This is a genomic window from Martinezella sp. CNPSo 3957 (assembly GCF_057784395.1).
In genome coordinates this window covers 121683-135401 of the sequence record NZ_JBXSOU010000001.1, presented here as the reverse complement: position 1 = coordinate 135401, position 13719 = coordinate 121683, and the positions used below count along the sequence as shown (strand labels likewise).

Annotated in this window: 10 protein-coding genes; 8 read left to right on the top strand and 2 right to left on the bottom strand. The window is 60.0% G+C overall.

Features of this window, described 5'->3' with window-relative positions; all coding sequences use genetic code 11:
- Nucleotides 1–136: 136 nt before the first annotated feature.
- The 4 genes from AC13QE_RS00610 to AC13QE_RS00595 are packed head-to-tail and all read left to right on the top strand — an operon-like array spanning nucleotide 137 to nucleotide 5061.
- The gene (locus AC13QE_RS00610; protein WP_488482141.1) at nucleotides 137–3346 is read left to right on the top strand and encodes a PAS domain-containing protein; all 3210 of its coding nucleotides are present in this window, start codon (nucleotides 137–139) and stop codon (nucleotides 3344–3346) included.
- Nucleotides 3343–3984 (top strand): response regulator transcription factor, encoded by a 642-nt coding sequence (locus AC13QE_RS00605; RefSeq protein ID WP_488482140.1) that lies wholly within the window; start codon nucleotides 3343–3345, stop codon nucleotides 3982–3984. The genes AC13QE_RS00610 and AC13QE_RS00605 overlap by 4 nt, the downstream gene beginning before the upstream one ends.
- 2 nt (nucleotides 3985–3986) lie before the next feature.
- Nucleotides 3987–4364, top strand: a complete 378-nt coding sequence (locus tag AC13QE_RS00600; protein WP_488482139.1) for a response regulator — start codon at nucleotides 3987–3989, stop codon at nucleotides 4362–4364.
- A 1-nt stretch (nucleotide 4365) separates the two neighbouring features.
- A complete protein-coding gene (locus AC13QE_RS00595; protein WP_488482138.1) occupies nucleotides 4366–5061 on the top strand; it encodes a response regulator transcription factor in 696 nt (231 codons plus the stop codon).
- Between the two features lie 33 nt (nucleotides 5062–5094).
- Here AC13QE_RS00595 and AC13QE_RS00590 read toward each other — a convergent pair whose 3' ends face one another.
- Nucleotides 5095–6030, bottom strand: coding sequence for a LysR family transcriptional regulator (locus AC13QE_RS00590; protein WP_488482137.1), 936 nt, complete (start codon nucleotides 6028–6030; stop codon nucleotides 5095–5097).
- A gap of 58 nt (nucleotides 6031–6088) precedes the next feature.
- Between AC13QE_RS00590 and AC13QE_RS00585 the strand changes: the two genes are divergently transcribed.
- Both AC13QE_RS00585 and AC13QE_RS00580 read left to right on the top strand, forming a co-directional pair.
- Entirely contained in the window at nucleotides 6089–6838 is a 750-nt protein-coding gene (locus AC13QE_RS00585; RefSeq protein WP_488482136.1) for an SDR family NAD(P)-dependent oxidoreductase, read from the top strand.
- A 213-nt stretch (nucleotides 6839–7051) separates the two neighbouring features.
- On the top strand, nucleotides 7052–7981 hold the full coding sequence (locus AC13QE_RS00580) for an MBL fold metallo-hydrolase (RefSeq protein WP_132721664.1): 930 nt from the start codon (nucleotides 7052–7054) through the stop codon (nucleotides 7979–7981).
- A 186-nt stretch (nucleotides 7982–8167) separates the two neighbouring features.
- On the opposite strand, the gene AC13QE_RS00575 is transcribed toward AC13QE_RS00580, so the two are convergent.
- The gene (locus tag AC13QE_RS00575) at nucleotides 8168–8860 is read right to left on the bottom strand and encodes a response regulator (RefSeq protein ID WP_488482135.1); all 693 of its coding nucleotides are present in this window, start codon (nucleotides 8858–8860) and stop codon (nucleotides 8168–8170) included.
- Nucleotides 8861–9147: 287 nt separating this feature from the next.
- Here AC13QE_RS00575 and AC13QE_RS00570 point away from each other — a divergent pair, with 287 nt between their 5' ends.
- Together AC13QE_RS00570 and AC13QE_RS00565 are read left to right on the top strand one after the other, a co-directional pair.
- Nucleotides 9148–10284, top strand: a complete 1137-nt coding sequence (locus AC13QE_RS00570; RefSeq protein ID WP_488482851.1) for an efflux RND transporter periplasmic adaptor subunit — start codon at nucleotides 9148–9150, stop codon at nucleotides 10282–10284.
- 7 nt (nucleotides 10285–10291) lie between these two features.
- Nucleotides 10292–13450, top strand: coding sequence for a multidrug efflux RND transporter permease subunit (locus AC13QE_RS00565; protein ID WP_488482134.1), 3159 nt, complete (start codon nucleotides 10292–10294; stop codon nucleotides 13448–13450).
- Nucleotides 13451–13719 lie beyond the last annotated feature (269 nt).

The window sequence follows — 13719 nt, the reverse complement described above, 5'->3', positions numbered from 1 at the left end:
TAGATGGATTTCCATAAGTTGCCGCCGCGTAATGGCGCGAATAGTGTACGAGTCTGGATCACTGATGCGGCTATCGAGACTGGCCATTCGATATGCTGGCGCAGCCCAAACTTTATGTTTCCTGCAGGAGCCGCCGATGACGCGCGTCTGGTCGTACCGCCCCCAACTCCTGCATCTAGGTCAATTTTTTGCGACCTACATTCTGGGATGCGGCTTCGCACAGACACTTGCAATCGTACCCGGAACAGGCATTTCCATATGGCCCCCGAGCGGGCTTTTCATCGCAATCCTTATGCTCGCGCCCAAGCGGAGTTGGCCGTGGTGGGTATCGGTCGGCTGCCTCGGGGAGCTATTTAGCAATATCCTGTGGTTCCACAGCCCGCTGCCCGCCGCCGTTCTGATTTATGCCGGCAACGCGCTCGAAGCCATGGTCGGCGCGTGGCTCGTAAACCGGGCTTTAGGTCGGCCGGTTCGACTGGAAACCCTGCGGGAAGTTCTTGTATTCGTCGCGTTAGGCGCTGGAGTTGCTCCCGTGGTGAGCGCGACGGTCGGAAGCGCGACGCTTGCTTGGTTCGGCATATTTTCACAAACCTTTTCAGGCGCCTGGCCGCTCTGGTGGATCGGAGATGCCACTGGGGTCCTGATCGTCGGACCGCTCGCGTTGGTCGTGATCCAGAACTGGAACAGCAAGGCAGAGCTATCAGTTGCGCGGTGGCTTGAAGCATGCGCGGTGGGACTGATCCTTCTCGGTGTCGCGGCCCTTTCGCTCGGCAGCTACCTGCCCTTCGCCTATATCATCATGCCGCCACTGCTTTGGGCCGCCGTGCGATTCGAATTCAAGGGCGCTGTCGTCACTCTCGCCCTTCTCGCGCTAATTACCGCGATCGTCACGATATCCGGTGCCAGCCAGTTTGCCGGAAATGCCGAGAGCCAGCGCCACAACCAGATCATGCTTCAACTCTTTCTGGCGATTTCGGCATTTTCAGCTCTGGTTGTGGCCGCCATATCCCGGCAGCATCAGCTCGCCTTACAGACATTGCGTCAGAGTGTGGACGCTTTGCGTGACCGAGAGCGGGAGCTCGAGCAGATCGTAAACATGGTTCCCGTCCAAATTAGGCGTCTCACTCCGGCAGGTGAGCCAACCTTCTTCAATAAACGGCTGCTCGACTATTTCGGCCTGGATGACGTCGGGCAGTTGGACAACCGGGATAGCAGTCGTTTGGTGACCGCGATGCGGACTTTTGTTCACCCGGACGATTCCGACAGGCTCTTGAACGCGGTTCGACGCTCGATCGCGACCGGCGAGCCCTACGCAATGAAATATCGCATGCGTCGCGCGGATGGCGTCTATCGCTGGTTCGACGGTCGATGGGAGCCATTGCTCGACGATGACGGCGGGATCGTTGAGTGGTTTGCAATCTCCATCGACATCGATGATGAAGTGCGCGCGCAGGCGGCCTTGCGCGATCGGGAGCGAGAGCTCTCGCAGCTTGTGGACGCTCTGCCGGTCCACATCTGGAGCTGGACGCCTGCTGGAGAGCTGGCCTATGTCAACAAGCGGTCTTTGGAAGATCTCGGCCTATCTGGGGCGAACTTCGAAGATAGCACCCGCGTGGCGCAAGAACTGGTTCATCCCGAAGATGCTCCCAAGGTGCTGCATGCGTCAGTCAAGTCCCTCAGATCCGGCGACCCCTTCATGATGCGGTATCGCCGGCGTTGGAAAGATGGCAGCTACCGATGGATGGAGGCGCGCGCGCAGCCTCTTCGTGATCGAGATGGAGCGATCGTGCAATGGTATCAGGTATCCATCGACATCGACGATCAGGTGCAGGCCGAAGAAGCGCTGAAAACCAGTAAGCGGCAATTGGAGCAGATGATCGACACCTTGCCAATCAATATCCTGAGCTTCGCTCCATCGCGCAGGATGACCTATACGAGCAGACGATATCTGGACAATGTCGGTGCACCAACACCCGACATCGAGAACTTCGATTCGCTGGCGCGAGATTTGGCTCACCCTGAAGACTTTCCGATCATGTTTCAGAGAGCAATGAATGGCTTCGCGACCGGCCAACCTTTCGTAAACCGGTTTCGTCGGCGTACCAGGGATGGAACCTATCGGTGGATCGAGGCCCGCGCGCAGCCGCTGCTGGATGCCGATGGTGCCATCGTACAATGGTATATCATCTCGATCGATATCGAAGATGAGATGCTCGCGCAGGAGGCGCTGCGGGAAAGAGAACGCTTTCTCTGGCAATTGGTGGAAACACTGCCCGCGATGATCGATTGCGCTGCGCCCAATGGCGAACCGGTCTATCGCAGCCAGCAGCTTCGGGAATTTCTTGGCTACGAACTGGAAGAATTGGACGGCACGAAGAAGTCACGGCTGAATGGCACGCTCGATGCCGGGGTGCACCCAGAGGATCTTGCCGGGGTCAAGGAACAGTACGCCCGTTGCCTGTCGACCGGCGAACCCTATGCACGCAGGCATCGCTTGCGCCGTTCCGATGGCGAATATCGCTGGGTCGAGACGCGAGCCGCGCCGATGCGCGACAGCGAAGGCGCCATAGTGCAATGGAATGTGATCTGCCTGGATATCGATGGTGAGGTTCGGATGCAGGAGGAGTTGCGCATGGCGCACGAGCGGCTGGCGCGCGCCAGCCAGGCGGCGAGCCTCGCCGAGCTTTCCGCCTCCATCGCACACGAGGTGAACCAGCCTCTGGCGGCGATCGTCGCCAATTCGCATGCATGCTACCGCTGGCTTTCAGCTGAGCCCGTCAATGTCGAACGAGCGAAGATTACAACTGAACGTGTCATTCGTGATGCCAATTCAGCGGCGGAAGTCGTCAGTCGCATCCGGGCGCTGTTCAAGCAATCCGTGGACAATAGGGTCAGCCTGTCGACCGCAGGCGTTATCGCCGAGGCATGTAGCCTGGTGGCTGGCGAGGCTTTGCGTCGCCGCATCCGAATCGACATCGATGTGGAAGACAAGCTTCTGCCTGTCGCGGTCGATCGCATCCAGATTCAACAGGTCCTGGTCAATCTTATCCGCAATGGCATGGAGGCAATGGACGTCGTTGCAGGGGAAAAAACTATCGACGTGCGCGCCCATCGCTTGGGTAGCGAAGTGCAGATCGAAATAGGCGACCGGGGAAACGGCATCGAGTTCCCGGATCAGATCTTCGAACCTTTCTTCACGACGAAAGAGAGCGGAATGGGCATGGGTCTCGCCATCTGCCGTTCGATCGTGGAAGCGCATGGCGGGCGTCTATGGGCCGAGAAAAATGAACCGCGTGGCGCGCGGTTCATTTTCACCTTACCAAGCGTGGGGAAAGCGGCGCCATGACACCGGACAACCATGTTGTTTTCATCGTCGACGATGACGAACGCATCAGGGAGGCACTCGGCGAGCTCCTGGAGACCCACGGCATGCGCGCCATCGCGTTCGGTTCGGCGGGTGACTATGTAGACGCCGAGAAACCGGATCTACCTGCTTGTCTGATACTCGACATTGAATTGCCCGATATCAACGGCCTCGAACTGCAGCGGCAGATCGCCGAGGGCGATCATCCGCCGATCGTCTTCATCACCGGTCATGGCGACATCCCTTCCTCGGTGCGGGCGATCAAGCACGGCGCGGTGGATTTTCTCACCAAACCATTCAGCGATGCGGACCTCATGGCCGCGGTTCATACGGCAATTTCCGAAGATCGGCGAAAGCGATCGGAACGGGCCGAACTAAGCTTGTTGAAGCGGCGTTATCTCGAACTGACGCCACGCGAACGCGACGTGCTGCCGCTCGTGGTTAGCGGCCTGCTCAACAAGCAGGCGGCATCGCAACTCGGAATCAGCGAAGTGACGCTGCAAGTCCATCGACGGAATGTGATGCAGAAGATGGCGGCGGCATCGCTCGCTGATCTCGTGCGCATAGCGGAACGATTGGGAATACAGATCATCCATTCGCGCCGCATGGGAGGAAATTGAGCATGGAGAAGACAAAACCGATCGTTGCGGTTGTCGATGACGATGCGAGGCTGCTCGAATCCCTGGACGAGCTGCTGGAATCCGCCGGCTATTCAGCCTGCTGTTTCCGGTCGGCTGAACATCTGCTTGCCTGCGGTCTGTCGGATCTGGATTTGTTGATCACCGACATCGGAATGCCAGGCACAAACGGCTTTGAACTTCGTGACATGGTCAACAAGGCGCGTCCGGAACTGCCGGTATTCCTGGTTACAGGCCGCCACGAGATTGCCGATCAGGGCCGCGCCAAAGGCGTGGATGGCTTTTTTCGAAAGCCATTCGACGCGCCTGCCCTACTCATTGCGATAGGGGAAGCTCTACAGAAATCGAGAAATGGAGGGTGACATGAAAATTGACCAGCCGCTCCGAAGAACGGCACCGCTATCGCGGCAGCAAAAGAATGACCTCAGCGAGCCCATCGTGATCATAGTTGATGACGATGCAGCTGTTCGCGAGGCCTTGTCGGAGCTAATCCTTTCGGCGGGCCTGCAGCCAATGAGCTTCGCCTCGACCCGAGAAGTGCTTGAGGCTGACATACTGGACAGCCCCGGCTGCCTGATCCTTGACGTCCGCATGCCGGGGGCGAGCGGCCTTCACCTGCAGCATCATCTGCTGGAAAGCGGTAATGCGAAGCCAATCATCTTTCTAACCGGGCATGGCGACATTCCGATGACCGTGCAGGCGATGAAAGCGGGTGCGGTCGACTTCCTGACCAAGCCAGTGCGCGACCAGACGCTGCTCGACGCCGTCATTGCCGGTATCGCGCTCGATGCGGCGCGACGGGCCAATGCTTTGGTCGTCAAGCGGAATATCGAGCGCCTGGTGACACTAACGCACCGCGAACGCGAAATCCTGCGCGAGGTAGCTCGCGGTCGGCTCAACAAGCAAATCGCCTTCGACCTCGGGATAAGTGCGGTCACGGTCAAATTGCACCGCGCCAATGCCATGCGCAAAATGGGGGCCGGCTCCATCGGCGAGTTGATCAGGGCCTGGGAGACGCTGCCCGCCGCTATGCGTGAGGCCGATGGCGCGACGTTCTAACAGGGGTCGATCCGGCCCAGGAGTGCCTTGTGCTCACATCGCCTCAATGGCCTTTGCCTCGCGTGCGATGAAGTCGCAGAACAGTTTGACACGCAATGGCACCGTGCGGCCGAAGGCGTGCAGCGCATTGAACGGCAGGCTCGGAAGCGCCTTCTCCGACGCGAGTGTTACAAGCGCACCAGTGTGCAGCTCCTTTGCCACCAGGCACCGTAGCAGATAGGCGGCACCCAGCCCCGCAAGCGCCGCCTGGATGAGCGCGGCACCTGAATCGCAATCAATACGACCGGCGGGAATAAAGCTGCTGCCATCAGTCAGGCGCACAGGCTGGACCATGCCGCCGAGCACGTAGCGAGCAAAGGGTAGGGTCGCCAGCTGTTCGACAGGTACCGGAGGATTGCTCGAAGCCTCCAGAAAAGCCGGAGATGCGACGATTGCCAGCGGCAGATCGGCCAGATGGCGGACCATGAGATCGCTCTGCGCCGGATTGCCGGCGCGCAGCACGACGTCATAGTCCTCACGGATGAGGTCAACGAATCGATCCGTTAGGCCAATATCGAGATGCAGGTCCGGATTGTCCGCAGCGAAGCCTGTAAACAGCCGCGGTAGCAGCAGAGGCGCCAATTCGGTCGGCATGCTGATACGCAGACGGCCGGAGAGCGCAGCATCGGACCTGATCACCTCATCACTGGAATCCAGATCCTGCAGAAGCGGTGCGACGCGCTCGAAGAAAATCTGGCCTTCCTGCGTCAACGTCAGGGCGCGGGTAGAGCGCAGGAAGAGCCGGACGCCGACCTTCTTTTCAAGTCTCGCCACGCTCTTTGACACCGCTGATGGCGTCGTATCGAGAGCGCGCGCCGTAGCGCTGAAAGAGCCGGCCTGTACCGTCCGCACGAAAGCCATCAATCCAGACGTCTCATTCAGTAGATTTGGCATTTGCGACTCCGCGGCACAAATCATGTGCCCATTCATGATCTAACAGCCAAGGATGCCCACGTTTATCTCAATCCCAGCTGAAGGGAGATAATCAATGCAGCATCTTAAAGACAAGGTCGCCGTTATTACTGGTGGCAATAGCGGTATCGGCAAGGCGACCGCCAAGCTTTTCGCCGAAGAAGGCGCGAGGGTCATAATCACCGGCCGGCGGCAGGATATCGTCGACGAAGCAGTGCGCGATATCGGTCATAATGTCATCGGCATCGTGGGCGACGTCGCCGATCTCGAACATCACCATAAGGTGGTGGACATGGTGGAGAATCATTTTGGTGGCGTCGACATCTATATGGCCAATGCCGGCGTCATCAATCTCGCCGCATCCCGCAATGTTACACCGGAAGACTATGATCGCCATTTCGCCATCAACACGCGCGGTGTATTTTTCGGTGTACAGGCGATCGCACCGCTGATCCGCGATGGCGGCAGCATCATTGTTACAAGTTCGCTCGCTGCGACAAAGGTGCTGCCGGACCACGCCGTCTATGCGGGATCGAAAGCCGCCGTCACCGCCTTTGCGAGAAACTGGGCAATCGAGCTTAAGTCCCGCCGCATCCGCGTCAACATCCTCAGTCCCGGGCCGGTCGAAACCGAAATCCTCGGTAAGCTCGGCGTATCGGATGCTGAGCGCCCGGCCTTCGAGGGGCAAATGGCATCGCTCATCCCGGCGGGCCGCATGGGACAGCCGGACGAACTGGCGCGCGCCGCGCTCTTCCTCGCCTCCGACATGAGCAGCTTTATCAATGGGATCGAGCTTCATGCCGATGGCGGCATGACCTTGGCTTGAAAGGACGCCGACGTCTGAGCGCGCGGCTGCCCACCCCACGGTACCGACATATCGTGCAATCCGTCCGCCCTCATGTCCCGAACGCCATAGGGAGCAATCCTTTGGGTTGCACCACCCCTACTTGCGCATAACTCGACCAGCAACACCCGCGAACCTAGAGTTCGCTACGTGGCCCGTGAATGCCACACCTTAAACTTACAACTGGAGTTTATCATGTCGAACGCAGAGGCAACATCTCGACCAGTGGATCAGCAAGCCAAACCCGGACCTGACGAATTGGTCCCGTCGCGCTACGCAGTGCAGGTCGGTGATATCGACGTCATGGTGATCAGCGACGGCATGCTGACGCCGCCGGCTGAATCGATGGCAACCAATGCTGACCCGGCGACCCGCGGGGCTTGGCTGGATAGTCAATTTCTTTCAAAAGAGGCCTTCGACTGGGCGCTCAATGCCGTCGTGGTCCGCACAGGAAAGCAGACGATGTTGATCGATAGCGGCCTCGGCGAGGAATATCCGGACTTTCCGCGCGCCGGGCAATTCGTGCATCGGCTGGAAGCCGCCGGTGTCGACCTCGGATCCGTTACGGATGTCGTGTTGACCCACATGCATTTCGACCATGTCGGTGGTCTTCTTGCCGAGGGTGTGAAGGAGAAGATGCGTCCCGATCTCCGCGTGCACGTCTGCTCCGCCGAAACCGAATTCTGGAAGTCGCCTGACTTCTCCCGCACTGCCATGCCGCCAACACTCGCTGCGCTGGCTCGCAAGGCGTCGCTCGATTTCATGAATGTCTACGGCCCCCACATTCGAACTTTCAAGGATGAGGCCGAAGTGGCTCCCGGCGTTTCCGTAACCCGTACAGGCGGTCACACGCCGGGGCACAGCGTCGTCAGGGTGAGGTCTGGCAAGGATCGCCTGATGTTCGCCGGCGATGCGATCTTCCCGGTGTCCTTCGATCACCCGGAATGGCACAACGGCTTCGAACACGATCCGGAAGAAGCGACGCGCGTTCGTCTCCGCCTCATGCAGGAGCTTGCTGATACGGGTTCCTGGCTGATCTCGACGCACATGCCCTTCCCGTCCGTAGGTCGCGTCGCGGTAGCCGGCGACCTCTTTCGCTGGGTACCGGCGTGGTGGGATTACTGAACATTACTCGGTAAGATCGACCAGTATTTGGAGATGGAAGCCTGGCGCATCACTTGATGCGCCGGTTCTTTGGTGACAACTGAGTCCTATGCCTTTCGTGGGATAAGGTTCTATTACGGAACATCCTTTGGTAAGCGAGAGGCAGCAATTCATCTGGCCTGGGTCGAGGACCCCGTCGTTCCGGGTTCAGGATTCCGCCGACGATCTGTAACCAACGCCACGAACACCGGACATCATTCCATGCGCGCCCGCCTGCTCAAACTTCTTGCGAAGTTTGCTCATGTGGCTGTCGACGGTGCGGTCAAGCGCATCGCCTTCGGGAAGGCAGGCATCGACGATCTCGCCGCGCTCGAAGGCCCTGTTCGGGAACCCAGCCATATATTCGAGGATGCGGAATTCGGTGCGCGTCAGGTTCAATGGCATGCGGCTTTCGCCGTCCTCTACGACGGCCATGTGGGCGATCGGATCGATTGCGAGCCTGCCGACCCGCAGCACCTTGTTCGCAGCACTTCCCGTCGCCCGTCGCAGAACCGCCCGCGCCCGGGCAACCACTTCGACCGGGTTGAACGGCTTGACCACATAGTCGTCGGCGCCGGAGCGCAGCCCATGCAGCTTGTCGAGATCGTCGGCAAGTGCGGTGACCATGATGACGGGCGTATCGCCTCTTTGGCGGATGGTGGCAAGCACGGTGTGACCGTCGAGTTTCGGCAGCTTGAGGTCGAGGACGACGAGATCGGGCCGCAGCCGCTGGTGATGGGAAAGTCCGATCTCGCCATCCGAGGCCGTCAGCACCCGAAACCCCTCGCGCTCAAAATAGCGTTCAAGAATATCGGAGATTTCCGGCTCGTCCTCGACGATCAATATCAGTGCATTTTCCATCCAAGGCTCCTTTACCGGATAGAAACGTCAGGCAGGGTCTGCGCGTCAACATTCCTCTGCCCTCCTCCATGAAACCTCCACAAAACGCCAACCGAAGACCAACAATCCCAATGTTTGCTTAGGCTCGGATGAAAGTGCCATTCGCGCCCGGCGTTGAATCGGCTCCTTTCGAATGGGTTCATGCCGTCGAGACGCGGAGCGACGATCTCCTCGCGTCCCGGTCAATTGGGAATACATCTATGCGATCTGCGATCGAACTGCCTTGCTGGAAGGCGATATTGGCGGCGATGGCGATGCTCGCGCTGATTTCTAGCCACGTGCGCGCCCAGGAGAGCAGCGAAATGCCCCCGCCCGCCGTCGGTATCCTGGAAATCAAGGCGCATCCGGTGCCCGTCATCAGCGAGCTTCCAGGGCGCATCGCCGCCACCAGGATCTCCGAAGTGCGTGCTCGGGTCTCAGGCATTCTCCAGGAGCGCGTCTTCGAACAGGGCAGCCTGGTGCATCAGGGCGACGTTCTCTACCGGATCGATCCGAAGCTGTTCCAGGTGCGGGTGGTGAGTGCCAGGGCGGCCTTGCAGAAAGCCAAAGCCGTCCAGGCCAATGCGAGGCAACAGCTGGAACGCCAGCGCTCGCTGCGAGAGCGCAATGTCTCGACCGCCGTCGACTATGATACAGCCGCCGTCAATCTCGCACAGGCCGACGCCGATGTCGCGGCTCAGCAAGCCTCGCTCGACGAAGCTGAGATCAATCTGGACTACACCGAGGTAAAAGCGCCCATCACCGGCATCATCGGTGGCGCTCTCGTGACCGAGGGAACGCTTGTAACCGCGGAAGGCGCGTCCAATCTCGCGCTCATCCAGCAGATCGATCCGGTCTATGCTGATTTCACGCAATCCGCGCAGGACCTCCTGGCGCTGAAGCGCGCCGTCAGCGAAGGCAAGCTGCAGAGCCTGGCACCCGGACAGGCAGCCGTCGAGCTCGTGTTCGACGGTGGAAAGACCTATTCCAAGCTGGGCAAACTCTTGTTTTCGAACGCGAATGTGGACCCGAGCACGGGACAGGTCACATTGCGTGCGGAATTTCCCAATCCCGATGGCGATCTCCTGCCAGGCATGTATGCGCGCGTACGCATCGAGCAGGCGGTCCAGAAGAGCGGCATCACCATTCCGCAAAGGGCGGTGACGAGGGACGCCGAAGGCAATCCTCAGATTTTCGTGCTCTCTGCCGATCAAACGGCGCAGGTGCGCACAATCGCTCTCGGCGCATCGCTGGGCACCGAGTGGATCGTTGTTTCCGGCCTGAAGGACGGCGAAACCATCGTTGCCGACGGGGTCCAGAAGGTCACGCACGGTGGCAAGGTTGTCGCCGAACCGTGGACGCCGCCAAGCGCCGAGCCGAACACCTCAGACCAGGCCGCAAAGTAATCAAATCATGGCACAGTTCTTTATCAGGCGACCCATCCTCGCATGGGTCTTTGCTTTCTTCATCATGATTGCGGGGATCATTGCGATCCCCCTATTGCCGGTCGCGCAATATCCCGCCGTCGCTCCTCCGCAGCTTTCCATTTCCGCCTCCTACCCCGGCGCCTCGCCGCAGGAAATCTATCAGGGCGTGACCCGGCTGATCGAGCAGGAGCTGAACGGCGTCCACGGCATCGCCTATTTCGAGTCGACATCGGATAATTCCGGCTCAGTGAGCATCAACGCCACCTTCGTCTCCGGAACCGATATCGGCAAGGCGACGGTCGACGTGCAAAATGCGGTGCGACGCATCGAGGCGCGGCTGCCGCAGACGGTCCGCACGCAAGGCATTCAGGTCGAAGAAGCCAGTGCCGGCTTCCTGCTGATCGCAGCCCTGACCTCAACCGACGGCAAGATGGATGAGATTGCGCTCGGCGACTACATCAACCGCAATATCCTAGGAGAGCTGCGCCGCCTTCCCGGCGTCGGCCGCGCGCAGGTCTTCGCCTCGCAGCGAGCACTGCGCGTCTGGATCGACCCGGACAAGATGGTCGGCCTCCATCTGACGGTGGCCGACATCGGCGCGGCAATCGCCGCCCAGAACGCGCAGGTCGCAGCCGGCCAGATCGGCGCGACGCCCAATCCGGTCAGCCAGGATCTGACCGCGACCGTGATCGTCGAGGGCCAGCTCAATAGCGCGAAGCAATTCGGCGACATCATCCTTCGCGCCAATCCCGACGGTTCGACCGTGCGCCTGCGCGACGTTGCCCGCGTCGAGGATGGTGCGGAAACCTATTCGACCGCAAGCCGGCTCAACGGCAATCCGAGCGCCGGCCTTGCCATCCAGCTTTCCTCGACCGGCAACGCCGTCGCCGTCTCGGGCGCCGTCAAGGCGAAGATGGACGAGCTGTCGAAGTTCTTCCCGAAAGGCGTCGAATACTCGATACCCTACGACACCAGTCCCTTCGTCAATGCCTCGATCGAGAAGGTCGTGCACACGCTGATCGAGGCGATCGTGCTTGTCTTCATCGTGATGTTCGTCTTCCTGCAGAACTTTCGCTGCACGGTCATCCCAACGCTCGTCGTGCCCGTTGCCCTGCTCGGAACCTGCGCCATCATGTATGCGACAGGATTCTCCATCAACGTGCTGACCATGTTTGCCATGGTGCTTGCGATCGGCATCCTGGTGGATGACGCCATCGTCGTGGTCGAGAATGTCGAGCGTATCATGGCCGAAGAGGGTTTACCGCCGAAAGCCGCGACGCAGAAGGCGATGAAGCAGATCACCGGCGCCATCCTCGGCATCACGCTGGTGCTGTCCTGCGTCTTCATTCCGATGGCATTCTTCCCGGGTGCCTCCGGCATCATCTACCGCCAATTTTCGCTGACCATGGTCGTCTCGATCATGTTCTCGGCTTTCCTGGCGCTATCGCTGACGCCGGCGCTCTGCGCCACCTTCCTGAAACCGATCGACGGAAATCATCATCAGAAGAAAGGTCTCGGCGGGTGGTTCAATCGCAAGTTCGACGGAATGACGGCGGGCTACACCAGGACGGCTGCCGGCCTTGCGCGCCGGTCGGGACGCGTGATGGCCGTCTATCTCGCACTTGCCGTTGGCCTCGGCCACCTCTTCGTCAACTTGCCCGGTTCCTTCGTGCCGGAGGAAGACCAGGGCATTCTGATCGTCGACGTCCAGGGGCCGCCGGAGGCGAGCGCCAACCGTACGATCGCGTCGCTGAAGCAGATCGAGGCGATTTTCAAGGCCGAACCTGCTGTCGAAAACGTCTTTGCCGTCCAGGGTTTCAGCTTCTCCGGAAACGGGCCGAACTCGGCCATCGCCTTCGTGACGCTCAAGGACTGGGCCGTACGGCCGGCCGGCAGTTCGGTGCCGGAAATCGCTGCGCGCGTCAACGCACAGCTCGCCGGATTGAAGGACGCCACCTCCTATGCCCTTTCGCCGCCGCCGATCGAGGGTTTCGGGACGACGAGCGGCTTCTCCTTCCGGCTCCAGGATCGCGCTGGGCGCGGGCAGAAGGCGCTCAAGCAAGCGGCGGAAGAGCTGATGGCAAAAGCGGCCAAGAGCAGTGTGGTGACGAACGTCCGCGTCGAGGGTATGCAGGAGGCGGCGCAGATCATGCTGGCGATCGACCGCGAGAAGGCGAACACCTTCGGCGTCGGCTTCACCGACATTAACGATGCGATCACCGCGAACCTCGGCTCTTCCTATATCAACGACTATCCGAACGCAGGCCGCATGCAGCAGGTCATCGTGCAGGCGGATGGCCGCAGCCGCATGCAGGTTGAAGACATGATGAAGCTGAACGTCCGCAACGCCAGCGGCGGAATGGTGCCGCTCTCGTCGTTCGCGACCGCCGACTGGCGCAAGGGCGATCCGCAGATTGTCGGCTACAATGGTTATCCGACGATCCGCATCACCGGCGAGGCAGCAACAGGCAAGTCTTCGGGTGCCGCCATTGCCGAGATGGAACGCCTCGCATCCGAACTTCCCGACGGTTTCGGCTATGAGTGGTCCGGTCAGTCGCGCGAGGAAATCGCCTCCGGCAGCCAGGCGCCGATCCTATTTGCCTTCAGCATCCTCTTCGTCTTCCTGCTGCTGGCGGGCCTCTATGAAAGCTGGTCGATCCCGCTGTCGGTCATGCTTGTCGTACCACTCGGCATCATTGGCTGCGTATTGGCGGCGATCCTCCGCGACATGCCGAACGACCTCTATTTCAAGGTCGGGCTCATTGCGATCATCGGCCTGTCGGCGAAGAACGCCATCCTGATCGTCGAGTTCGCAAGGGATTATTACGCGCAGGGCAAGTCCCTGCTGGATTCAGCGGCCGAGGCTGCTCGCGTCCGCTTCCGCCCGATCGTGATGACGTCGCTTGCCTTCACGCTTGGCGTCGTGCCGCTGGCGATCGCAACGGGTCCCAGTGCCGCCAGCCAGAACGCGATCGGCACGGGTGTCCTTGGCGGCATGATCTCCGCAACGGTCCTTGCCGTCTTCTTCGTCCCGGTCTTTTTCGTCTTTGTACTGTCCCTCCTCCGGACCAAGAGACCGACCGAAGAGAAGGGTGCGGGCGCCGACGTCCCGCCCGCACCCACCGTCGATCCCCTATCCCGATAAGAAGGAGAAGGATCTTCCAAAACAGCCTTATGCCGACCTCATCATGCCGGGTGATTTCGAGAACCTGCAGCTGATTGCCGCTTTTTCCGTCACCTATTCATGACGAAATGAATTGTTAGGCATCGGCTGCGGCAATCTCGGAGAACCGGCAAAGGCCGCTTTCTTCCGGGATTGGTTGGCCGCAGACTTATTCCAAATAAAACACAAAAGCTTAGCGGGCGAAATGCTGAGCACGGCTAACCAGGATTCCTTATGGCATCGGTATTGCA

Coding starts and splice junctions, on each gene's coding strand:
- AC13QE_RS00610 (WP_488482141.1), top strand. CDS start 137: ATGACGCGCGTCTGGTCGTACCGCCCCCAACTCCTGCATCTAGGTCAA.
- AC13QE_RS00605 (WP_488482140.1), top strand. CDS start 3,343: ATGACACCGGACAACCATGTTGTTTTCATCGTCGACGATGACGAACGC.
- AC13QE_RS00600 (WP_488482139.1), top strand. CDS start 3,987: ATGGAGAAGACAAAACCGATCGTTGCGGTTGTCGATGACGATGCGAGG.
- AC13QE_RS00595 (WP_488482138.1), top strand. CDS start 4,366: ATGAAAATTGACCAGCCGCTCCGAAGAACGGCACCGCTATCGCGGCAG.
- AC13QE_RS00590 (WP_488482137.1), bottom strand. CDS start 6,030: ATGAATGGGCACATGATTTGTGCCGCGGAGTCGCAAATGCCAAATCTA.
- AC13QE_RS00585 (WP_488482136.1), top strand. CDS start 6,089: ATGCAGCATCTTAAAGACAAGGTCGCCGTTATTACTGGTGGCAATAGC.
- AC13QE_RS00580 (WP_132721664.1), top strand. CDS start 7,052: ATGTCGAACGCAGAGGCAACATCTCGACCAGTGGATCAGCAAGCCAAA.
- AC13QE_RS00575 (WP_488482135.1), bottom strand. CDS start 8,860: ATGGAAAATGCACTGATATTGATCGTCGAGGACGAGCCGGAAATCTCC.
- AC13QE_RS00570 (WP_488482851.1), top strand. CDS start 9,148: ATGGCGATGCTCGCGCTGATTTCTAGCCACGTGCGCGCCCAGGAGAGC.
- AC13QE_RS00565 (WP_488482134.1), top strand. CDS start 10,292: ATGGCACAGTTCTTTATCAGGCGACCCATCCTCGCATGGGTCTTTGCT.